Consider the following 21,874-nt stretch of genomic DNA (forward strand, 5'->3'; position numbering starts at 1 on the left):
AACGGATGGGGAGGCAGGAACGACGGTGGCGGAACGGAGCACGGCTGCCGTCGACGTGGCTGACAACAGCGGTGACAAGCCGCTGACCGCCAAGGCGGACAAGGCCACGACCGACGGGGTGGAGGCCGAGAACAAGGTCGGCACACACAAGGACACCGAGCGCGCGGAGCCCGAAAGCCCCGCGCGCGCCGCACAACCGCCCGAGCTGCACAGCGGTCACAAGCTCGCCAAGCGGTACCGCTTGGAGGAGTGCGTCACCCGTCTGGAGGGATTCAGCAGCTGGCGTGCGGTCGACGAGAAACTGCGCCGCGCCGTCGGCGTCCACCTGCTGCCGGCGGACCACCCGCGAGCCCGCCCGGTGCTCGCCGCGGCCCGCTCGGCCGCACTGCTCGGCGACCCGCGCTTCGTGCAGGTCCTCGACGCCGTCGAGGAGAACGACCTCGTCTACGTCGTCCACGAGTGGCTGCCCGACGCCACCGAACTGACTCCCTTGCTCGCCGCGGGCCCCATGGAGCCGCACGACGCCTACCAGCTCGTGAGCCAGGTGTCCCAGGCCATGGCGGCCGCCCACCGCGAGGGCCTCGCCCATCTGCGGCTTCACCCCGGCTCCGTGCTGCGTACCGAGTCCGGGCAGTACCGGATCCGCGGCCTCGCCGTCATGGCCGCCCTCCGGGGGATCACCTCCGAACACCCCCAGCGCACCGACACCGAGGCCATCGGCGCACTGCTGTACGCCGCCCTCACCCAGCGCTGGCCCTACGAGAGCAACGCCCACGGGCTGTCCGGGCTGCCCAAGGGCGTCGGCCTCATCGCCCCCGACCAGGTCCGCGCCGGCGTCCACCGCGGCCTCTCCGAGCTCGCGATGCGCGCACTCGTCAATGACGGGGCCACCGCGTCACGGCAGGAACAACCGTGCACGACTCCGGAAGAACTGGCCAAGGCGGTGGCCGCGATGCCGCGCATCCGGCCGCCGGAATCGGCCTTCGCCACTCCTCCGGCCTATCAGCGGACGAACTATCAGCGCGGCACGTACGGTCAGCCGCCGCAGCACCCCGGCCGCGCCACCCAGCCCGTGGCCGTCCCCCCGCCCCCGCTCCAGAGCCGCACGGGCAGGGCGCTCAAGTGGAGCGTCTCGGCCCTTCTCATCGCGGCCTTGGGCCTCGGCAGCTGGCAGCTCGCGGACACGCTCCTGAAGGACGGGAGCGAGTCGAAGGACGACCAGCACTCGCAGTCGACCGGTGACGGTATGCCGAAGGGGAAGCCCGGCAAGCCGATCGACATTCAGCGGGCGAAGGACTTCGACCCACGGGGCGATGGACAGGAGAAGCCGCGCGACCTCCCCAAGGCATACGACGGCGACCCGAACACCGCCTGGTCGACCGACGCCTACGTGGGACACTCCAACTTCGGCAACCTCAAGCCCGGCGTCGGCATCATTCTGGACCTGGGCAAGACGCAACAGGTCGGGAATGTGAAGGTGACCTTCGTCGGCGGTGCCACGTCGGTCGAGTTGAGGGCGTCCACCTCATCGGACGACGTCATGCCCGGTTCCCTCGACGACTTCAATGCGGTCACCAAGGGGTCCGGTACGGATGTAAATCTCAAGGGCAAGGGTCTCAAGGCGCGGTACGTTTTGGTCTGGCTGACGAACCTTCCGCAGACCGCTGAGGGCGATTACCGCGGCAAGATCTCGGAAATCAAGGTGACCAGTTAGCCGCCAGGCCCCAGGGGGAGGGACTCGACGTTGGACGACGTCACATGTGGCGGTGCGAGCGACGCCGATCTCCTCACCATGCACGTCAAAGGCGACCCCGACGCCTTCAGCGAGATAGTGCGGCGCCACCGCGACCGGCTCTGGGCGGTGGCGCTGCGTACGCTCGGCGACCGGGAAGAGGCCGCCGACGCCGTCCAGGACGCGCTGGTCTCCGCCTACCGGGCCGCGCACACCTTCCGTGGGCAGTCCGCCGTGACCACCTGGCTTCACCGCATCACCGTCAACGCCTGCCTGGACCGGGCCCGCAAGGCCGCCTCACGACGTACCTCGCCGCTCGCCGAGACCGAGCGGCTCGAGCAACTCCTCGAACCCCATGAGTCCGCGGCCGCCCCGGCGGAGCGTGGCGATCTGCACCGCGAACTGCTCCAGGCCCTGGCCACACTGCCCCCCGAGCAGCGTGCCGCCCTCGTTCTCGTCGATATGCAGGGCTATCCCGTCGCCGAGGCGGCGAAGGTCCTGGACGTCCCCACCGGCACGGTGAAGAGCAGATGCGCCCGGGGACGGGCCCGGTTGTTGCCGATGCTCACCCATCTGCGCCCCGGTGGCAGGGGTAGCCCACCCATCGAGGGGGGAAGGAACCGGTCGCCGGGGACGTCCGTCCCACCACCGGCAGGACAGAACGACGCGGATCCAGTGAAGGACGGAGGTGGGCGAGCGTGACTTCAACGACCGGCACGGATGAGCACCCGGAGGTCGCGGAGATCTCCGCACTCGCCGAGGGTGTCCTCTCCCCCTCACGGACCGCCGATGTGCGGGAGCACTTGGCCGACTGCGAGCTGTGCGACGACGTACGGAACTCTCTGGACGAGATCCGCGGGCTGCTCGGGACACTTCCCGGCCCCCTCCGGATGCCGACGGATGTCGCCGGCCGGATCGACGCGGCACTGGCGGCCGAAGCACTCCTCGCGGCCACCGCGCCTGCGACCACGACCACCGCTCAAGGCGCGGCAGGCGGGGAAGCCGGAGAGAACACAGAGAGCGTGGGAAGCCTCGTTTCACGTGAAACCGTGTTGAGTGGCCCCGTGTCCGTCGGTCCTGGGTCCGTCGGCTCCGTGGCTGTTGGTCCCGGGTCCGTTTCACGTGAAACAGGTGATCGTCCCCCGGCCAGGCCTCGCGCCACCACCGGCCCCGGTCGGCAGACGTCCACGCCCTCCGGGCCGCGCGGCCGTCGGGCCCGCCGCTGGCCGAAGGTGCTGCTCGGCTCCGCCTGTGCGGCGGCCGTCCTTGGCGCGGGCAGCTTCTTCGCGCTGAACGGTGGCAGCGACGGCCAATCAGGCACCCCCCAGGCCGCTCCGTCCTCGACGGCGATCGTTCTCGGCTCCGGTGAACTGAAGACGCGCGTTCACGACCTGCTGGAGAAGCAGAAGGGCGCCGAGAACGCCGAGACGCGGGGGATGAGCGCCCCGAACTCCCCCAACACGAAGCTGTTCGGTTCAGGCACCACTGCCCCGGCCTGTGTGCAGCAGGGCACCAAGCGGTCGGACGCGATCCTGGCCGCGCATCCGGAGCGGTACAAGGGCGAGGAGGCGTACCTCGTCGTCCTCCCGCACCCCGGGAACGAGGCACTCGTCGATGCTTATGTGGTCTCCGCCACCTGCGTCACCGCCTCGCCCTCGTCGCCCGGAAAGGTGCTGGCGGACCAGACCGTGCCGCGTGGTTGAGCCGTCTCTCCACGTGAGCTGTCCCCTGTCGGGAATGCTCGCCCCGTAGGATCCGTTGGGTGGGGTGAACCCCTCAGGACCCCAGACAGCAGTCGGCAGAGACAAGGAAGACACCCGTGAGCGACGTCCGCAACGTGATCATCATCGGTTCCGGGCCTGCGGGCTATACGGCCGCGCTCTACACCGCCCGTGCCTCTCTGAAGCCGCTGGTCTTCGAGGGCGCCGTGACGGCCGGTGGCGCGCTGATGAACACGACCGATGTGGAGAACTTCCCGGGCTTCCGTGACGGCATCATGGGCCCCGACCTGATGGACAACATGCGGGCCCAGGCCGAGCGTTTCGGCGCCGAGCTGATCCCGGACGACGTCATCGCGGTCGACCTCAGCGACGAGATCAAGACGGTCACCGACTCCGCCGGCACCGTCCACCGCGCCAAGGCCGTGATCGTCACCACCGGCTCTCAGCACCGCAAGCTCGGCCTGCCCCGCGAGGACGAGCTCTCCGGCCGCGGTGTCTCCTGGTGCGCCACCTGTGACGGGTTCTTCTTCAAGGACCAGGACATCGCCGTCATCGGCGGCGGCGACACGGCGATGGAGGAGGCCACCTTCCTCTCCCGCTTCGCCAAGTCCGTCACCGTCGTGCACCGCCGTGACACCCTGCGCGCCAGCAAGGCGATGCAGGAGCGTGCTTTCGCGGACCCCAAGATCTCCTTCGTCTGGGACAGCGAGGTCGCTGAGATCCACGGCGAGAACAAGCTCTCCGGGCTGACCCTGCGCAACCTCAAGACCGGTGAGACCTCCGAGCTGCCGGTGACCGGTCTGTTCATCGCGATCGGTCACGACCCGCGCACCGAGCTGTTCAAGGGCCAGCTGGACCTGGACGACGAGGGCTACCTCAAGGTCGCGGCCCCCTCGACGCGCACGAACCTCACCGGCGTTTTCGCCGCGGGCGACGTCGTGGACCACACCTACCGCCAGGCGATCACCGCTGCCGGCACGGGCTGCTCCTCCGCCCTGGACGCCGAGCGCTACCTCGCCTCCCTCTCGGACAGCGACAGCGTCCGGGAGCCCGAGAAGACCGCCTGACCCACTCTCCCCCTCCTCCCCCCGCCCCACGCAGAGAAGATGTAAGGAGACCTCCGTGGCTCTCAAGACCGTTACCGACGCCACCTTCGACGAGGACGTCCTCAAGAGCGACAAGCCCGTCCTCGTGGACTTCTGGGCCGAGTGGTGCGGCCCGTGCCGCCAGATCGCCCCGTCCCTGGAGGCGATTGCCGCCGAGCACGGTGACGACATCGAGATCGTCAAGCTGAACATCGACCAGAACCCGACCACGGCCGCGAAGTACGGCGTCATGTCGATCCCGACGCTCAACGTCTACCAGGGTGGCGAGGTCGTCCAGACGATCGTCGGTGCCAAGCCGAAGGTTGCCCTCCTGCGCGAGCTCGACGCCTTCATCAGCGCCAAGTAAGCAGCCCTGTTTTACGTGACCCGCTGTTTCACGTGAAACGGGCCGCAGCATACCGATGGGCCCGCACCTCCTGTGAGGTGCGGGCCCATCGGCGTCTTCACCGACTCGAGCGATCAGCTCTAGAGCGGCCGCAGCGCGGGTTCCTTCTGCACCGCCCCGAGCAGCCGGTCCAGTGCCAGCTCGACGTCCTCCTTCCAGGAGAGCGCCGTTCGTAGCTCCAGCCGCAGCCGGGGGTAGCGGGGGTGCGGCCGTACCGTCTTGAAGCCCACGGCCAGCAGATGATCGGCGGGCAGCACACACGCCGACTCCGACCAGTGGGCGTCACCGAATGCCTCGATCGCCTTGAAGCCCCGCCTCAGCGCGTCCTTGGCCGCGGTCTGCACCATCACCCGGCCCAGCCCCTGCCCCTGATAGCCCGGCATCAGCCATGCGGTCATCAACTGAACGGCGTCCGCAGCGACCGGGCTCGTGGGGAAGGCGGTCGACCGGGGCACATAGGCCGGCGGTGCGTAGAGGACGAAGCCCACGGCCACATCGTCGACGTACACCACCCGACCGCAGGATCCCCACTCCAGCAGCACGGCGGAGATCCAGGCTTCCTTCTCCAGCTCCGGACGTCCAGCCCTCAGCGCGGCTTCGCCGCTGACAGGGTCCAGCTCCCAGAAGACGCAGGCGCGACAGCGCTTGGGGAGATCCGGGAGATTGTCCAGCGTGAGCGGTACGAGCCGACGCCCCATGGAGCCAGAACCTCACTTCCTTCGCGAGTCATACCCCGGGCTCCGTGCAACGCACCGCGTTCCCTGAGAAAGCTGCCGACGAAGCCGCCGACTGCCCCCAGGCCCAATCCTGTTGCCACCAGTCCGGCCCGGTTCACCTTTCGCATGGCGCCGTCCCTCCGTGAACTGTGTCCAACGTGGATGTGCCATACCTCAACGCATGGTATCCGCGCGGCGATTGACCGGATAGCCGGACATGGCAAAGGGCGGGTCGTGTTCCACGTGAAACACGACCCGCCCCGGAAACGATCGTCGAAGCGACGCCCGCGAAAGCTGCCCTACTCCGCCTCGTCCTCTTCCGCACCCGTGAGCTTCTGCTCCAGGACACGCCCCTCACCGGGGGCCAGCGTGCCAAGGATCCGCTCCAGATCATCCATCGAGGCGAACTCGACGACGATCTTGCCCTTCTTCTGCCCGAGGTCCACCTTCACCCGGGTCTCGAAGCGGTCCGACAGCCGCGAGGCCAGATCGGACAGCGCCGGGGAAACCCGGCCCCCCGCTCGGGGCCCCTTCGCCTTCGTGGAGCTCTTCGATCGAGAGCCCATCAGCGTCACGATCTCCTCGACCGCGCGGACCGACAACCCTTCGGCGACGATCCGGTGGGCGAGCCGGTCCTGCTCCTCCGAGTCATCGACCGAGAGCAGCGCCCGGGCGTGTCCGGCCGACAGCACCCCGGCCGCGACCCGACGCTGTACGGCTGGGGACAACCGCAGCAGACGCAGCGTGTTCGAGACCTGCGGACGCGAGCGACCGATCCGGTCCGCCAGCTGGTCATGGGTGCAGTTGAAGTCCTTGAGCAGCTGGTCGTAGGCGGCGGCCTCTTCCAACGGGTTCAGCTGGGCCCGGTGCAAATTCTCCAGGAGTGCGTCGAGCAGCAGCTTCTCGTCATCGGTCGCCCGGATGATGGAGGGGATCTTCTCCAGTCCGGCCTCACGGCACGCACGCCATCTGCGCTCACCCATGATGAGCTCATAGCGCTCCGGGGCCAGCTGCCGTACGACCACGGGCTGGAGAAGCCCGACCTCACGGATCGAGGTGACCAACTCGGCGAGAGCGTCCTCGTCGAAGACCTCCCTGGGCTGCCGAGGGTTCGGCGTGATGAAGTCGAGGGGCAGCTCGGCAAAGTGAGCCCCGGCCGCTTCCTCCATCGTGGGCACCTCGGCTGCCGCAGGAGCCCGATCCTCCGTTTCACGTGAAACGGACGCACCCCTCGGTGACCCACCGGAGACCTCGTCCATCGGAAGCGTGGTCACCTTCGCGGCGGCCACCCCCCGCTCGGCCGTCAGTACCGGCACCGCGGTCGGCGACGTCGCGCCGGGCACCACGGCCGGACCGCCGTTGTCCGATCCCTTCGGCGCCGGCGGAATCAAGGCACCGAGTCCTCTGCCCAGTCCCCTACGTCGCTCACTCACTGAAGCCCCTCCGACATGCTGTGCTGGTCTTGCTGATGTTGGCGGCCCACCAGGTGGGCCCTGCTGCCGTCGTAGTGCACGCCGATCCCCCGCAGCGCGATCTCCCGGGCCGCCTCCAGATAGGACAGCGCACCGCTGGAACCCGGGTCATACGTAAGAACCGTCTGCCCATAGCTGGGCGCCTCGGAGATACGGACCGAGCGCGGGATGCTCGTCCGCAGCACCTCCTTGCCGAAGTGGGTCCGCACCTCGTCGGCCACCTGCGAGGCAAGCCTCGTCCGGCCGTCGTACATGGTCAGCAGGATCGTCGACACATGGAGCTTGGGATTGAGATGCCCCCGCACCAGCTCGACGTTGCGCAGCAGCTGCCCCAGGCCCTCCAGCGCGTAGTACTCGCACTGGATCGGGATCAGCACCTCGGCCCCGGCGACCAGCGCGTTGACCGTCAGCAGACCCAGCGATGGCGGGCAGTCGATAAGGATGTAGTCCAGCGGCTGCTCATAGGCCTTGATCGCCCGGTCCAGCCGGCTCTCCCGGGCGACGAGCGAGACCAGCTCGATCTCGGCACCGGCCAGGTCGATCGTGGCGGGCGCGCAGAACAAGCCCTCCACATCAGCGACCGGTTGCACCACTTCGGAGAGTGCCTTGCTGTCCACGAGGACGTCGTAGATCGAGGGCACATCGGCATGGTGGTCGATCCCCAGCGCCGTGGAGGCATTCCCCTGGGGGTCGAGGTCGACGACCAGCACCCGGTTGCCGTGCAGCGCCAGAGAGGCCGCCAGATTGACGGTGGTGGTGGTCTTGCCCACCCCGCCCTTCTGGTTGGCGACCACCATCACCCGGGTCTGATCCGGCCTGGGCATCGGGGGAGATGGCGTTTCACGTGAAACGACCTCCCCGGCAGCCAGGGGACCGGGGGCAGCCTCTGGCTCGGAGTCGGCGGGACGGGGACCGGGGACCGGGTCGGCCATCGGCCCCGCGATGTTGGCGTCGGACCGCAAGGATTCACTCTCCTCGACATCAGGCTCGCAATGAACAGAGCCTGCCATGCTTTCGGGGTCGTGAACCAGCGAGGCCCGTTCACCTGTGGATGAATCCACGTTACCTGTGGACAAACCCGCGTCGTGGGCCGGACGGCGGTCGCGCGGTGCGGCCGCACGGCCGCGGCCGATGATTCCTTTGAGGAGAGAGCGGCGTTTCACGTGAAACACGATGCACCGCACGAAGCGCCACCCCGCGACGACACTCCGTTATGCGTAGTTTTGGCAGCTTGTATGGAGCATTGCCCGGGTCGCCGCACGGCGATCCGGGCAATCGACAACCCCCAGTGAGGCGGGGCCGGCGTGATCAGCGTCGGCGACGCGTCCGGCTGACCCGCGCCGCCTTGGCACGCTTGGCCGCGAAGCGCACACCGCCCGGGCTCTCCCCGACCTCGACCCGCACCACGGTGGACAACGGATCCACGATGCCCTCACCGACCTGCAGCACCGACGTACGGACGACTCCGAGCTTGCTCAGCGCCGCCCGGGCGCCCTTGAGCTCTTCCTCGGCCGTATCGCCCTTGAGAGCGAGCATCTCGCCGTACGGGCGCAGCAGGGGCACTCCCCAGCCGGCCAGCCGGTCCAGCGGCGCCACGGCACGCGCCGTCACCACATGCACCGGCTGCACCTTGCCGAGCATCTCCTCGGCCCGGCCCCGCACGACCGTGACGTGGTCCAGGCCCAGCAGCTCGACGACCTCCTGGAGGAAGGTCGTCCGGCGGAGCAGCGGCTCCAGAAGCGTGATCTGGAGGTCGGGGCGGACCAGCGCCAGCGGGATGCCCGGCAACCCGGCACCCGAGCCCACGTCGCACACCGACACACCGTCCGGCACGGCCTCGGAGAGCACCGCGCAGTTCAGCAGGTGCCGTTCCCAGAGCCGCGGGACCTCACGGGGGCCGATCAAGCCGCGCTTCACGCCCGCGTCGGCAAGCAGTTCCGCGTAGCGGACGGCCTCCGGGAAGCGGTCGCCGAATACCGCCTGCGCCTCGGGGGGCGCGGGGGGGAGCTCCGCTGCCTCTTCCACGGGGAACCGTCCTTCCGTACGACGTTGTCTAAGGGGCCCCGCACACGGTCGGGAAGCCCCTGTACACCAAAAGCTGCCGCACACCCATGATGGCGGCGCAGCGAAAGTCTCTGAAGATCAGTGTCTGACGAGAAGACCAGAGTCCGACTATCAGCCTGACAAGGATCGGCCCCGCCTGCGAGCAGACGGGGCCGTACACACCTGGAAGTGGGACCTGGTCAGGCCGGGAGTACGACCACTCGGCGCTGGGGCTCCTCGCCCTCGGACTCACTGCGCAGTCCGGCGGCGGCCACGGCGTCGTGGACGACCTTGCGCTCGAAAGGAGTCATCGGGTCGAGCTTCACCGGCTGACCGGTGCTCTTGGCCTCGTCGACGGCCTTGGCGCCCAGCGCGGTGAGCTCCTCGCGCTTACGGGCGCGGAAGCCCCCGATGTCGAGCATGAGGCGGCTGCGGTCACCGGTTTCCCGGTTCACCGCGAGCCGGGTCAGCTCCTGGAGCGCCTCCAGCACCTCACCGTCACGGCCCACCAGCTTCTGGAGGTCACGGCTGGTCGAGTCGCTGATGATCGACACCGAGGCGCGGTCGGCCTCGACGTCCATGTCGATGTCACCGTCGAGGTCGGCGATGTCCAGCAGACCCTCGAGGTAATCCGCCGCGATCTCGCCTTCCTGCTCCAGACGGGACAAGGTGTCGGTGCCCTCAGCGGCGGCCGCACCGGTCTCACGCTGTGTGTCCGTCACAGTGGACTCCTTCATCACTTCTTGGTCGGGTGCTTGGGCCGCTGCGGCCCGCCCTTGCGCTGCCCGGACTTGGCGCTGCGCGAGCCGCCGGCCGGCTTGGGCTTGGTGCCCTCGGGCTGCTTCTTCTCCAGCGAAGTCTTCTCGGCTCCGGTGGACGTCTGCGTACCGGTCTGGCCCGCGAGCTGGCGCTTGGCCTTCGGCTGCCGCTTGGGCTGCTGACGGTTGGCACGCGCGGCCTCGACGGCCTTCTTCGCCTCGATCGCCTCCGGGGCCTCAACGATCTTGCCCTTGGCCCGCAGCCGCTCCTGGCGCTGGGTGAAGGCGATGCTGCCCGGGGTGGGGTTACGGCGGATGACGAACATCTGCTGGCCCAGGGTCCACACGTTGGTGGTCAGCCAGTAGACGAGAACACCTACGGGGAAGTTGATGCCGAAGACGGCGAACATGATCGGGAAGACGTACATCAGCATCTTCTGCTGCTGCATGAACGGCGTCTTGACCGTGAGGTCGACGTTCTTCGTCATCAGCTGGCGCTGGGTGAAGAACTGCGAGGCCGACATCAGCACGATCATGATGACCGTGACCACGCGGACATCGGTGAGGGAGGCGCCGAGGGCCTCGACCTTGCTCGCGCTGTCCATGAACTTCACGGAGAGCGGGGCACCGAAGATGTGCGCGTTACGGGCGCTCTCCAGCAGCGGCGCGTCGATGACACCGACGACCTTGCCCTGCGCGATGTGGTTCAGCACCTGGTACAGCGCGATGAAGAAGGGCGACTGGGCCAGAATCGGGAGGCAGCTCGAGAGCGGGTTGGTGCCCGTCTCCTTGTAGAGCTTCATCATCTCTTCGGACTGGCGCTGCTTGTCGCTCTTGTAGCGCTCCTGGATCGCCTTCATCTTCGGCTGGAGCGCCTGCATGTTCCGCGTCGCCTTGATCTGCTTCACGAAGAGCGGGATCAGGCAGATACGGATCAGTACCACCAGCGAGACGATGGACAGACCCCACGCCCAGCCGCTGTCCTTGTCGAAGACAAGGCTGTACAGCGAGTGGAACTGGACGATGATCCAGGAAACAACGTAATAAAGAGGACCGAGGATCGTGTCCAACATTCAGGCTCCTTGGGCGTTGGGCTGAGTCTCGGGCTGTGCAGCGGGATCCACAGCGGGATGCCCACCCAGGCGGCCCCTCAGCCGCTGATGCCAGACCGGACGCTTCCGGGGAGGGACGTGGTCGACGCCACCGAGCGACCACGGGTTGCAGCGCAGGATGCGCCAGGCCGTCAGCACCGTCCCTTTGATCGCGCCATGCACGTCGATGGCTGTGTAGCCGTAGTGCGAGCACGATGGGTAGTACTTGCAGACCGGGCCCAGCAGCGGGCTGATGGTCCACTGGTAAATCTTGATCAACCAGAGCAGCGGATACTTCACTGTGCGCTCCCTCCCGGTTCTGATCCGGGGCTCCGGGGGTCGCCCCCCGGGGGATTGCTTCGCGGTGCCCCTCCCAGCAGCCGCTGCAGCGCAGTGTCGAGATCACGGGCCAATTGGCTGTGGTCCGCTTCACCCGCACCTGGCAGAGCCCGCACCACCACCAGGCTACCGGCGGGCAAAAGATCCAGCCGGTCACGCATGAGGTGGCGCAGACGCCGCTTGACCAGATTGCGGACGACGGCACCGCCGACGGCCTTGCTCACGACGAAACCCGCACGCGCCTGAGGAGCATTCTCCCCAGGCGGGTGCGGGTCCGTTGTACCGCTACGAAGGTGGACGACGAGGAGCGGGCGCCCGGCCCTGCGTCCTCGGCGAACCGCGGTCGCAAAGTCCTCGCGCCGCCTCAGCCGAGACTCGGAAGGCAGCACGTCATGGACCTTGACGTCAGGCTGATCAGGCCGACAGGCTTGCGCGACCCTTGCCACGGCGAGCCGCGAGGATCGCGCGGCCGGCACGGGTACGCATGCGCAGGCGGAAACCGTGGGTCTTCGCGCGGCGGCGGTTGTTCGGCTGGAAGGTGCGCTTGCTCACTCGGGGGCTCCAGAAATGAATCGTGTGATGGCGGGACACCGCCTGGCTGTCACCGTGCGCCCACGAGAAGCTCGCAATACGCCCAAGTGCACCGCTTCATGACCACGATCCCGATAGGAACGCGGCCCTTGCCCATCGGAGGCAGGCGGCAGCAGCCATCGACAACTCGACCTGGTCACGGTACGCGCGGTTACGCCATCCGGTCAAACCGGCAGCGCACCAGGGATACACCGTAGCCTCCCGCAGGCCGGGAAGGCGCCAGGCAGGCCTCATGCCGCGCGAGGCCCCTCCGCATGGCACATTTGTACACACCCTGTGGACAACGACTTGAACCGTGCGCCTCGCCCTGACTACCGTGACTGAACTCCGAATCCTTCCCGCCCGTCCCGAGAACCACACATTCGTGGGACTCCAGGGGCGCCCCCAGTGACTGAGAGAGCGTGCCCTGTGGCTGACCTGCCTGCCGATCTTGCCGCAGTGTGGCCGCGCGTGCTCGAACAGCTCCTCGGCGAGGGGCGGGGCCAGGGCGGCCAGGGCGGCGTGGAGAGCAAGGACGAGCACTGGATCAAGCGGTGTCAGCCGCTCGCACTGGTGGCCGACACCGCGCTGCTCGCCGTACCCAATGAATTCGCCAAGGGCGTTCTCGAAGGCCGGCTCGCCCCGATCGTCAGCGAGACCCTCAGCCGCGAGTGCGGCCGCCCCATCCGGATCGCGATCACCGTCGACGACTCCGCCGGCGAGCCGGCCCCCCAGGCACCGGGCCCCCAGCAGCACCAGGACCGGCAGGACCGGCAGCAGTCGCGCTACGACGACTCCGCGGACCGCGTCCGCGACGCGTACGACGGACGTGACAGCCGTGACGGCCGGGACAACCGTGACGGACGCGAGTCCTACGAGAACTACGACAACCACGGCGGCTACGACGGCCGGGAGAGCTACGGCCGTCAGTCCCCCGCCGACGAGCTGCCGTCCGTCCGGCCCGCCTACCCGGACTACCAGCAGCAGCGCTCCGACCCGGGCGCCTGGCCGCGTCACTCGGCCCCGCCCGGCCCGCCGGCGCAGGATCGCGGCGACTACGGCTGGCAGCAGCCGCGGCTCGGCGGTTTCCAGGAGGCCGAGCGCGACCCGTACGCCTCGCAGCACGGCCAGCAGCACTCCCCGTCCCCCTACGAGCAGCAGCAGTCGGACTACCGCTCCGCCGCGCCCGAGCGCCCGTACGAGCAGCAGCGCCGTGAGCTGCCCGACAGCCACTCCCGCAGCGGCGGCCAGGGCGGCCCGCCCAAGCCCGGTCCGCTCTCCGCCCAGCCCGCGCCCGCGTCGGGCCCCGGCGAGCCGACCGCGCGGCTGAACCCGAAGTACCTCTTCGACACCTTCGTCATCGGCGCGTCCAACCGCTTCGCGCACGCGGCCGCGGTGGCCGTGGCCGAGGCACCGGCCAAGGCGTACAACCCCCTGTTCATCTACGGGGAGTCCGGGCTGGGCAAGACGCATCTGCTGCACGCCATCGGGCACTACGCGCGCAGCCTCTACCCGGGCACGCGGGTGCGCTACGTGAGCTCCGAGGAGTTCACCAACGAGTTCATCAACTCCATCCGCGACGGCAAGGCGGACGCGTTCCGCAAGCGCTACCGCGACATGGACATCCTGCTGGTCGACGACATCCAGTTCCTCGCGAGCAAGGAGTCGACCCAGGAGGAGTTCTTCCACACGTTCAACACCCTTCACAACGCCAACAAGCAGATCGTGCTGTCCTCGGACCGGCCGCCCAAGCAGTTGGTGACCCTGGAGGACCGGCTCCGCAACCGCTTCGAGTGGGGCCTGATCACGGACGTCCAGCCCCCCGAGCTGGAGACCCGGATCGCGATCCTCCGTAAGAAGGCCGTGCAGGAGCAGCTGAACGCTCCGCCGGAGGTGCTGGAGTTCATCGCCTCCCGGATCTCGCGCAACATCAGGGAGCTGGAGGGGGCGCTGATCCGCGTCACCGCCTTCGCGAGCCTCAATCGGCAGCCCGTCGACCTCGGGCTCACCGAGATCGTCCTCAAGGACCTGATCCCGGGCGGCGAGGACGCCTCGCCGGAGATCACGGCCCCCGCCATCATGGCCGCGACCGCCGATTACTTCGGGCACACGGTCGAGGACCTGTGCGGAGCCTCGCGCAGCCGGGTGCTGGTGACGGCACGGCAGATCGCGATGTACCTCTGCCGGGAGCTGACGGACCTGTCGCTGCCGAAGATCGGCGCGCAGTTCGGCGGCCGTGACCACACGACCGTGATGCACGCGGACCGCAAGATCCGCGCGCTCATGGCGGAGCGGCGCTCGATCTACAACCAGGTCACCGAACTGACCAACCGCATCAAGAACGGCTGACCGCAACCACAGCCGCACGAGGGCCCGCTGACGCGCCCGTAGGCATCTACGGAGGCGTCAACGGGCCCTTCGCGCTGTCGCGCGCGGTCGCCGGGCGGCCGGGAGCGCGTCGGTCCGACGGTGCCCGAAGGTGAAGGTTCTGTGGGGAAGTGCGGTGAGGAGTTCTGTCAGACGCGCTCAGCCGAACGCCGACGCACCCGGAAATCGCCGCCGAAGACGCCGTCAGGGGGGTCCAGAAGCGCCGTTTCGCCGTGCCGGGAGCCCTTCGGAGGCCTTGTGGAAGCCGTCCGGAGGCGGCTCGTGCCCCGCGACCTGTTCGAATACGGACTGTCGGGCGCCGGTTCTCCACAGATTCGCCCCCGACCCGGCGTCCACACCCTGGGGACTCATGAGTTATCCAGATCATGTCCACAGGCAGCCCTGTTGATAGGCCATCAGGGGAGGTCAGAGGGGTGTGGATTTGTGGTCGACGGGCTTCCACAGCCTGTGGACGACGAGAGCGCCCACAGCGGCCCCGGCCGTTGTCCACCGGCCGCCCACAGGAAGATCAATGTTGTACACAGGGTTTCCACACCCCTGTCCACTGTTCGGCAACGAAACGCCCGAGGTCACCGCGCCGAGTGAAAGGCGTCACACCAAGGTGCCGGGTTGGGCTGTGGGGAACCTGGGTAAAACTGGGGACGGCCCTGGGGAGAAGTGGGCCCTGCCTGTGCACCGGGTGTGCAGAACTTTCCGCGGTCCACAGAACACCCTGGTTATCCACCGCCTCCACCCACAGGCCCGGTGGACAAAAAATCCGTGCTGACCTGCGCAAAGGCAGTTTTCCACCGTTTCCACAGGCCCTACTACTACGACCACAGAGATCTAGCGAGGAACTGGTTTCGAAGTGGGTCCTGTGCACAACTCGGCCGCGGACCGTGGCACGGCCCTCGGCTCGACTTGACCCCGAGCCGCACCGACTGTCGGTGGCGTGCGTCAGACTGGGATCCGGCAACTCAGCCGACGAACGACGCCAGCAGGGCGAGCCAGCAACAAGCAGGAGGCGGTTCCGGTGAAGATCCGGGTGGAGCGCGATGTACTCGCGGAGGCAGTGGCCTGGGCGGCCCGCAGCCTCCCGGCCCGTCCGCCGGTGCCCGTCCTCGCGGGCTTGCTGCTGAAGGCGGAGCAGGGCTCGCTGAGCCTCTCCGGCTTCGACTACGAGGTCTCGGCCCGCGTCTCGGTCGAGGCGGATGTGGAGGAGGACGGCACCGTCCTCGTCTCCGGCCGGCTGCTCGCCGACATCTGCCGCGCGCTTCCCAACAGGCCTGTGGAGATCTCCACCGACGGCGTGCGGGTCACCGTCGTCTGCGGCTCCTCGCGATTCACACTCCACACACTGCCTGTGGAGGAATACCCGGCGCTGCCGCAGATGCCGACCGCCACGGGCACCGTCCCGGGTGAGGTCTTCGCCTCCGCCGCCGCCCAGGTCGCCATCGCGGCCGGCCGTGACGACACCCTGCCGGTGCTCACGGGTGTGCGGATCGAGATCGAGGGCGACACCGTCACGCTGGCCTCCACCGACCGCTACCGCTTCGCGGTCCGCGAGTTCATGTGGAAGCCCGAGACCCCGGACATCTCCGCCGTCGCCCTGGTGCCTGCCAAGACGCTGCTCGACACCGCCAAGTCCCTCAGCGGCGGCGACACGGTCTCGATCGCCCTGTCCGGCTCCGGTGCGGGCGAGGGCCTCATCGGCTTCGAGGGTGCCGGTCGCCGTACGACCACGCGCCTGCTCGAGGGTGACCTGCCGAAGTACCGCACGCTCTTCCCGACCGAGTTCAACTCCGTCGCGGTGATCGAGACGGCCCCCTTCGTCGAGGCCGTCAAGCGCGTGGCCCTCGTCGCCGAGCGGAACACCCCGGTGCGGCTCAGCTTCGAGCAGGGCGTGCTGATCCTGGAAGCCGGTTCCAGCGACGACGCACAGGCTGTGGAGCGCGTCGACGCACAGCTCGAGGGCGACGACATCTCGATCGCCTTCAACCCGGGCTTCCTGCTCGAGGGCCTCTCCGCGATCGACTCGCCGGTCGCCCAGCTGTCCTTCACCACCTCCACCAAGCCGGCACTCCTCAGCGGCAAGCCCGCGCTGGACGCCGAGGCGGACGAGGCGTACAAGTACCTGATCATGCCGGTGCGGCTTTCCGGGTGAGCCGGGTGAGCCGGTTGACGGACTCGGCCCGGGTGCCCCTCGGCCGGGAGCGCGAGGGTCGTCCCTCGCGATGGCGCAGTATGCCGGTGCGGCTTTCCGGCTGAGCCCCTTGACGGGCCCGGTCCGGGCCGGTGGTGACGGGTCTGCCGTCGCCACCGGCCCGTTTCATCCGGTGAGCGGCTGAGCCCACAGGTGTGCACGGACCCTCGGGCGTAGGCTCGGGCTCAGGTCAGGTACGAAACGCAACGACTACGGCATAGAGGATCATGATGGAGCTCGGTCTCGTCGGTCTCGGCAAGATGGGCGGCAACATGCGCGAGCGCATTCGCCGCGCAGGCCACACCGTCATCGGATACGACCGCAACGCGGACCTCGCGGATGTCCACAGCCTCAAGGAGCTTGTGGATTCGCTGAAGGGTCCGCGCGTCGTCTGGGTCATGGTTCCGGCCGGTGCCGCGACCCAGTCCACCATCGATGAGCTCGGCGAGCTGCTGTCGCCCGGCGACGTCGTCGTCGACGGCGGCAACTCCCGCTGGACTGACGACGAGAAGCACGCCGAGGAGCTCCGCGCCAAGGGCATCGGCTTCGTGGACTGCGGTGTCTCCGGCGGCGTCTGGGGCCTGGAGAACGGCTACGCCCTGATGTACGGCGGCGACGCCGAGGACGTGGCGAAGGCCCAGCCGATCTTCGACGCGCTCAAGCCGGCGGGCGACCTCGGCGCCGTCCACGCGGGCAAGGTCGGCGCGGGCCACTTCGCCAAGATGGTCCACAACGGCATCGAGTACGCGATGATGCAGGCCTTCGCCGAGGGCTGGGAGCTGCTGGAGGCGGTGGACTCCGTCACCGACGTGCGCGAGGTCTTCCGCAACTGGCAGGAGGGCACGGTCATCCGCTCCTGGCTGCTCGACCTGGCCGTCCGCGCCCTGGACGACGACGAGCACCTGGACCAGCTGCGCGGCTTCGCGCAGGACTCCGGCGAGGGCCGCTGGACGGTGGAGGCCGCGATCGACAACGCGGTGCCGCTGCCGGCGATCACCGCGTCGCTCTTCGCCCGTTTCGCGTCCCGCCAGGACGACTCCCCGCAGATGAAGATGATCGCCGCGCTGCGCAACCAGTTCGGCGGCCACGCGGTCGAGAACAAGAAGTAAGCGGTAGCCGGGGGAGGTCGGCTCGCAACCATGCACGTATCGCATCTGTCGCTGGCCGACTTCCGCTCGTACGCCCGGGTCGAGGTCCCGCTCGACCCGGGCGTCACCGCCTTCGTGGGGCCCAACGGCCAGGGCAAGACGAATCTCGTCGAGGCCGTCGGCTATCTGGCGACCCTCGGCAGCCACCGGGTCTCCTCCGACGCGCCGCTGGTGCGGATGGGGGCCGAGCGGGCCGTCATCCGGGCCGCCGTCACCCAGGGCGAGCGGCAGCAGCTGATCGAGCTGGAGCTGAACCCGGGCAAGGCCAACCGGGCCCGAATCAATCGATCCTCGCAGGTCAGACCGCGTGATGTGCTCGGCATCGTGCGCACGGTGCTGTTCGCGCCCGAGGATCTCGCCCTGGTCAAGGGCGACCCCGGCGAGCGCCGCCGCTTCCTCGACGAGCTGATCACCGCCCGCTCGCCGCGCATGGCGGGTGTGCGCTCCGACTACGAGCGCGTCCTCAAGCAGCGCAACACCCTGCTGAAGTCCGCGGCCATGGCCCGTCGGCACGGCGGCCGCGGGCTGGACCTCTCCACGCTCGACATCTGGGACCAGCACCTCGCCCGGGTCGGCGGGGAACTGCTGGCGCAGCGGCTCGACCTGATCACCACCCTGCGCCCGCTCGCCGACAAGGCGTACGAGCAGCTGGCGCCCGGTGGCGGCCCGGTGGCGTTCGACTACCGCGGCCCGGCCGGCGGCGAGGGCGCGCACACCCGCGAGGAGCTGTACGAGGTGCTGCTCGCCGCGCTCGCCGAGTCCCGCAAGCAGGAGATCGAGCGCGGCGTGACGCTCGTCGGCCCGCACCGCGACGATCTGCTGCTGCGCCTGGGGCAGCTGCCCGCCAAGGGGTACGCAAGCCATGGCGAGTCCTGGTCGTACGCGCTGGCGCTGCGGCTGGCCTCCTACGAGCTGCTGCGCTCCGAGGGCAATGAGCCCATCCTGGTATTGGACGACGTCTTCGCGGAGCTGGACGCCAGACGCCGGGAGCGGCTGGCCGAGCTGGTCGCCCAGGGCGAGCAGGTGCTGGTGACGGCCGCGGTGGACGACGACGTACCGGGTGTCCTGGTGGGCGCGCGGTACGCGGTCTCGGAAGGTTCGGTCGAGCGGGTATGAGCGAGCAGCGGCCCGAGGCGCCGGGGACGGCGGGGGAACCGGGACAGCCGAAGACCCCGGAGCACTCCGGCGTCGATCTGGCGCGGGTGGCGCTCCGCGCCGCCAAGGAGCAGGCCCGGGCCCGGGGCAACGCGGCCCAGCAGAAGAAGCAGGCGCGCCGCGGGGGCCTGCGCTCCGGCGCCCGTGCCGACGGCCGGGACCCGCTGCCGCTGGGCGCCGCCATCAACCGGCTGATCACCGAGCGCGGCTGGGAGACGCCCGCGGCGGTGGGCGGGGTGATGGGCCGGTGGCCGCAGATGGTCGGCCCGGAGGTGGCGCTGCACTGCGAGCCGCAGAAGTACGACGAGGACGCCCGGGTGCTGACCGTGCAGTGCGACTCGACGGCGTGGGCGACGCAGCTGCGGCTGCTGGCCCCGACGCTGGTGGCCCGGCTCAACGCCGATCTGGGGCAGGGCACGGTCAAAATGATCAAGGTGCTGGGGCCGGGTGGCCCCGCTCGCCGGTACGGCCCGCTGCGCGCCCCCGGGAGCACGGGGCCGGGCGACACGTACGGCTGACGGAGCCGCTGCCGGACCCGCTGTATTCAGCCGTAGGCCGCCGCCGCCCGGACGGGTGGGGCGGCGAGCCGTATTGACGTCCGCGTTGACGCTTGAGGCCCCTGATATCGGGCGGGACGAGCGGTGCCCGGGGGATGCCGTCGCCGCCCGCCTGCGGCCGAACCGCCGCACCCCGACCTGAGACTGCGCTCACGGTAGCGGGTGGTTGACACTCGGAAGCGCTGAGTGCCGCTGTGAGCCTCTTGGAGCCCCAGGGCCCATATAGGGAGTCGGCTGATGCCGGTTCAGGGCGGCACGTGCGGACTCAGGCACCGCCAAACCCCCATTCATGTCAGCGCTACCGGTAGACTGGTAGCAATCCCGCCGGCTCGCGGGACATTGCCGACCAACGCAGAACGACGCAGCCTCTCCTGCCTGCCCAGGGTGGGGTCTCCCCGCCGTAGACCGGGGAAGGCCTGTGCTGTGCCAGAAAGGGCGCTTCGTGGCCGATTCCGGCAACCCCAACGAGAACACCACCCCTTCTCAGAACGGGGGCGCCCCAGCGGGCGCCCCCGGCGGTGAGACGGTGTCGTACGACGCCAGCGCGATCACCGTTCTGGAAGGCCTGGACGCGGTCCGCAAGCGGCCCGGTATGTACATCGGCTCGACCGGTGAGCGCGGTCTCCACCACCTCGTCTACGAGGTAGTGGACAACTCCGTCGACGAGGCGCTGGCCGGCCACGCGGACACCATCGACGTGACGATCCTCCCCGACGGCGGCGTGCGCGTCGTCGACAACGGCCGCGGCATCCCGGTCGGCATCGTTCCGTCCGAGGGCAAGCCCGCCGTCGAGGTCGTCCTGACCGTGCTGCACGCGGGCGGCAAGTTCGGCGGCGGCGGCTACGCCGTCTCCGGTGGTCTGCACGGCGTCGGCGTCTCGGTCGTCAACGCCCTGTCGACGCGCGTCGCGGTCGAGGTCAAGACCGACGGCTACCGCTGGACGCAGGACTACAAGCTGGGCGTCCCGACGGCTCCGCTGGCCCAGCACGAGGCGACGGACGAGCACGGCACGTCGGTCACCTTCTGGGCCGACGGCGACATCTTCGAGACCACCGAGTACTCCTTCGAGACGCTTTCGCGGCGCTTCCAGGAGATGGCCTTCCTCAACAAGGGCCTGCGCATCTCGCTGACGGACACCCGCGCCGACCACGTCGACGAAGAGGGCAAGCCGCTGACGGTGGAGTACCACTACGAGGGCGGCATCGTCGACTTCGTGAAGTACCTCAACTCGCGCAAGGGCGAGCTGATCCACCCCACCGTCATCGACATCGAGGCCGAGGACAAGGAGCGCATGCTCTCCCTCGAGATCGCGATGCAGTGGAACAGCCAGTACAGCGAAGGCGTCTACAGCTTCGCGAACACGATCCACACCCACGAGGGCGGCACCCACGAGGAGGGCTTCCGCGCCGCGCTGACCGGTCTGATCAACCGGTACGCCCGCGAGAAGAAGCTGCTCCGCGAGAAGGACGACAACCTCACGGGTGAGGACATCCGCGAGGGTCTGACCGCGATCATCTCGATCAAGCTCGGCGAGCCGCAGTTCGAGGGCCAGACGAAGACGAAGCTCGGCAACACCGAGGCGAAGACCTTCGTCCAGAAGGTCGCCCACGAGCACCTCACGGACTGGCTCGACCGCAACCCCAACGAGGCCGCGGACATCATCCGCAAGTCGATCCAGGCCGCGACCGCCCGTGTGGCGGCCCGCAAGGCCCGTGATCTGACCCGCCGCAAGGGGCTGCTGGAGTCGGCGTCGCTGCCGGGCAAGCTCAGCGACTGCCAGTCCAACGACCCGACCAAGTGCGAGATCTTCATCGTCGAGGGTGACTCCGCCGGCGGCTCGGCCAAGTCCGGCCGCAACCCGCAGTACCAGGCGATCCTCCCGATCCGCGGCAAGATCCTCAACGTCGAGAAGGCGCGGATCGACAAGATCCTGCAGAACACCGAGGTCCAGGCGCTGATCTCCGCCTTCGGCACCGGTGTGCACGAGGACTTCGACATCTCGAAGCTCCGCTATCACAAGATCATCCTGATGGCGGACGCCGACGTCGACGGTCAGCACATCAACACCCTGCTGCTCACCTTCCTCTTCCGCTTTATGCGGCCGCTGGTCGAGGCCGGGCACGTCTATCTCTCGCGCCCCCCGCTGTACAAGATCAAGTGGGGCCGGGACGACTTCGAGTACGCCTACTCCGACCGAGAGCGCGACGCGCTCATCCAGCTCGGCCGGGAGAACGGCAAGCGGATCAAGGACGACTCGGTCCAGCGCTTCAAGGGTCTCGGCGAGATGAACGCCGAGGAGCTGCGCATCACCACGATGGACGTCGACCACCGCGTGCTCGGCCAGGTCACCCTGGACGACGCGGCCCAGGCGGACGACCTGTTCTCGGTGCTCATGGGCGAGGACGTCGAGGCACGGCGCTCCTTCATCCAGCGCAACGCCAAGGACGTCCGCTTCCTCGACATCTGAGCCTGTCGGCCCACGAGAAACAGCCGCAGCGCGAAAGGACTTTG

General features: G+C 68.8%; 19 protein-coding genes and 1 pseudogene. 11 read left to right on the forward strand and 9 right to left on the reverse strand.

The genetic code is table 11. The features are described from left to right. Positions 1-25 precede the first annotated feature (25 nt). The 5 genes from ACZ53N_RS22660 to trxA all read left to right on the forward strand — a co-directional run bounded on the left by ACZ53N_RS22660 (position 26) and on the right by trxA (position 4,905). A complete protein-coding gene (locus tag ACZ53N_RS22660; protein ID WP_469142640.1) occupies positions 26-1,714 on the forward strand; it encodes a protein kinase family protein in 1,689 nt (562 codons plus the stop codon). Between the two features lie 30 nt (positions 1,715-1,744). Beyond that, entirely contained in the window at positions 1,745-2,434 is a 690-nt protein-coding gene (gene sigM / locus ACZ53N_RS22665; RefSeq protein WP_469142641.1) for an RNA polymerase sigma factor SigM, read from the forward strand. Beyond that, positions 2,431-3,435: a zf-HC2 domain-containing protein gene (locus ACZ53N_RS22670; protein ID WP_469142642.1), complete on the forward strand. Its 1,005-nt coding sequence runs from the start codon at positions 2,431-2,433 to the stop codon at positions 3,433-3,435. The genes sigM and ACZ53N_RS22670 overlap by 4 nt, the downstream gene beginning before the upstream one ends. A 116-nt stretch (positions 3,436-3,551) precedes the next feature. After that, the gene (gene trxB, locus ACZ53N_RS22675) at positions 3,552-4,520 is read left to right on the forward strand and encodes a thioredoxin-disulfide reductase (protein WP_469142643.1); all 969 of its coding nucleotides are present in this window, start codon (positions 3,552-3,554) and stop codon (positions 4,518-4,520) included. 55 nt (positions 4,521-4,575) lie between these two features. Next, the gene (gene trxA, locus ACZ53N_RS22680) at positions 4,576-4,905 is read left to right on the forward strand and encodes a thioredoxin (protein ID WP_469142644.1); all 330 of its coding nucleotides are present in this window, start codon (positions 4,576-4,578) and stop codon (positions 4,903-4,905) included. A 119-nt stretch (positions 4,906-5,024) separates the two neighbouring features. On the opposite strand, the gene ACZ53N_RS22685 is transcribed toward trxA, so the two are convergent. From ACZ53N_RS22685 to rpmH, 9 genes and pseudogenes are all read right to left on the reverse strand, one after another. After that, entirely contained in the window at positions 5,025-5,642 is a 618-nt protein-coding gene (locus ACZ53N_RS22685; RefSeq protein ID WP_469142645.1) for a GNAT family N-acetyltransferase, read from the reverse strand. Between the two features lie 317 nt (positions 5,643-5,959). Beyond that, entirely contained in the window at positions 5,960-7,093 is a 1,134-nt protein-coding gene (locus ACZ53N_RS22690; RefSeq protein WP_469142646.1) for a ParB/RepB/Spo0J family partition protein, read from the reverse strand. After that, on the reverse strand, positions 7,090-8,142 hold the full coding sequence (locus ACZ53N_RS22695; RefSeq protein WP_469142688.1) for a ParA family protein: 1,053 nt from the start codon (positions 8,140-8,142) through the stop codon (positions 7,090-7,092). Before ACZ53N_RS22695 ends, ACZ53N_RS22690 begins: the two co-directional genes overlap by 4 nt. A gap of 298 nt (positions 8,143-8,440) precedes the next feature. Then, positions 8,441-9,157 carry a 16S rRNA (guanine(527)-N(7))-methyltransferase RsmG gene (gene rsmG / locus ACZ53N_RS22700; RefSeq protein WP_130878583.1) on the reverse strand — a complete coding sequence of 239 codons (717 nt, stop codon included), beginning with the start codon at positions 9,155-9,157 and terminating at the stop codon, positions 8,441-8,443. Between the two features lie 218 nt (positions 9,158-9,375). After that, entirely contained in the window at positions 9,376-9,897 is a 522-nt protein-coding gene (locus ACZ53N_RS22705; protein ID WP_469142647.1) for a Jag family protein, read from the reverse strand. Positions 9,898-9,911: 14 nt separating this feature from the next. Then, positions 9,912-11,003 (reverse strand): membrane protein insertase YidC, encoded by a 1,092-nt coding sequence (gene yidC, locus ACZ53N_RS22710; RefSeq protein ID WP_469142689.1) that lies wholly within the window; start codon positions 11,001-11,003, stop codon positions 9,912-9,914. Positions 11,004-11,006: 3 nt separating this feature from the next. Then, positions 11,007-11,324, reverse strand: a complete 318-nt coding sequence (gene yidD / locus ACZ53N_RS22715; RefSeq protein ID WP_469142648.1) for a membrane protein insertion efficiency factor YidD — start codon at positions 11,322-11,324, stop codon at positions 11,007-11,009. 59 nt (positions 11,325-11,383) lie between these two features. Then, positions 11,384-11,752, reverse strand: a pseudogene (rnpA, locus tag ACZ53N_RS22720) (ribonuclease P protein component); the annotation flags it as partial. A 25-nt stretch (positions 11,753-11,777) separates the two neighbouring features. Next, the gene (gene rpmH, locus ACZ53N_RS22725) at positions 11,778-11,915 is read right to left on the reverse strand and encodes a 50S ribosomal protein L34 (RefSeq protein WP_030059672.1); all 138 of its coding nucleotides are present in this window, start codon (positions 11,913-11,915) and stop codon (positions 11,778-11,780) included. Positions 11,916-12,362: 447 nt separating this feature from the next. Between rpmH and dnaA the strand changes: the two genes are divergently transcribed. The 6 genes from dnaA (at position 12,363) to gyrB (ending at position 21,830) form a co-directional block, all read left to right on the forward strand. Next, a complete protein-coding gene (gene dnaA, locus ACZ53N_RS22730; RefSeq protein ID WP_469142649.1) occupies positions 12,363-14,282 on the forward strand; it encodes a chromosomal replication initiator protein DnaA in 1,920 nt (639 codons plus the stop codon). A 1,051-nt stretch (positions 14,283-15,333) separates the two neighbouring features. Beyond that, the gene (gene dnaN / locus ACZ53N_RS22735; protein ID WP_469142650.1) at positions 15,334-16,464 is read left to right on the forward strand and encodes a DNA polymerase III subunit beta; all 1,131 of its coding nucleotides are present in this window, start codon (positions 15,334-15,336) and stop codon (positions 16,462-16,464) included. 269 nt (positions 16,465-16,733) lie between these two features. After that, entirely contained in the window at positions 16,734-17,612 is an 879-nt protein-coding gene (gene gnd, locus ACZ53N_RS22740; RefSeq protein WP_184735067.1) for a phosphogluconate dehydrogenase (NAD(+)-dependent, decarboxylating), read from the forward strand. A gap of 30 nt (positions 17,613-17,642) precedes the next feature. Then, the gene (gene recF, locus ACZ53N_RS22745; RefSeq protein ID WP_469142651.1) at positions 17,643-18,767 is read left to right on the forward strand and encodes a DNA replication/repair protein RecF; all 1,125 of its coding nucleotides are present in this window, start codon (positions 17,643-17,645) and stop codon (positions 18,765-18,767) included. Beyond that, the gene (locus tag ACZ53N_RS22750; protein WP_469142652.1) at positions 18,764-19,324 is read left to right on the forward strand and encodes a DciA family protein; all 561 of its coding nucleotides are present in this window, start codon (positions 18,764-18,766) and stop codon (positions 19,322-19,324) included. Before recF ends, ACZ53N_RS22750 begins: the two co-directional genes overlap by 4 nt. A 457-nt stretch (positions 19,325-19,781) precedes the next feature. Further along, positions 19,782-21,830 carry a DNA topoisomerase (ATP-hydrolyzing) subunit B gene (gene gyrB / locus ACZ53N_RS22755; RefSeq protein ID WP_469142653.1) on the forward strand — a complete coding sequence of 683 codons (2,049 nt, stop codon included), beginning with the start codon at positions 19,782-19,784 and terminating at the stop codon, positions 21,828-21,830. The last annotated feature ends 44 nt before the right edge of the window (positions 21,831-21,874 follow it).

This window comes from Streptomyces sp. NPDC033229, assembly GCF_055576875.1.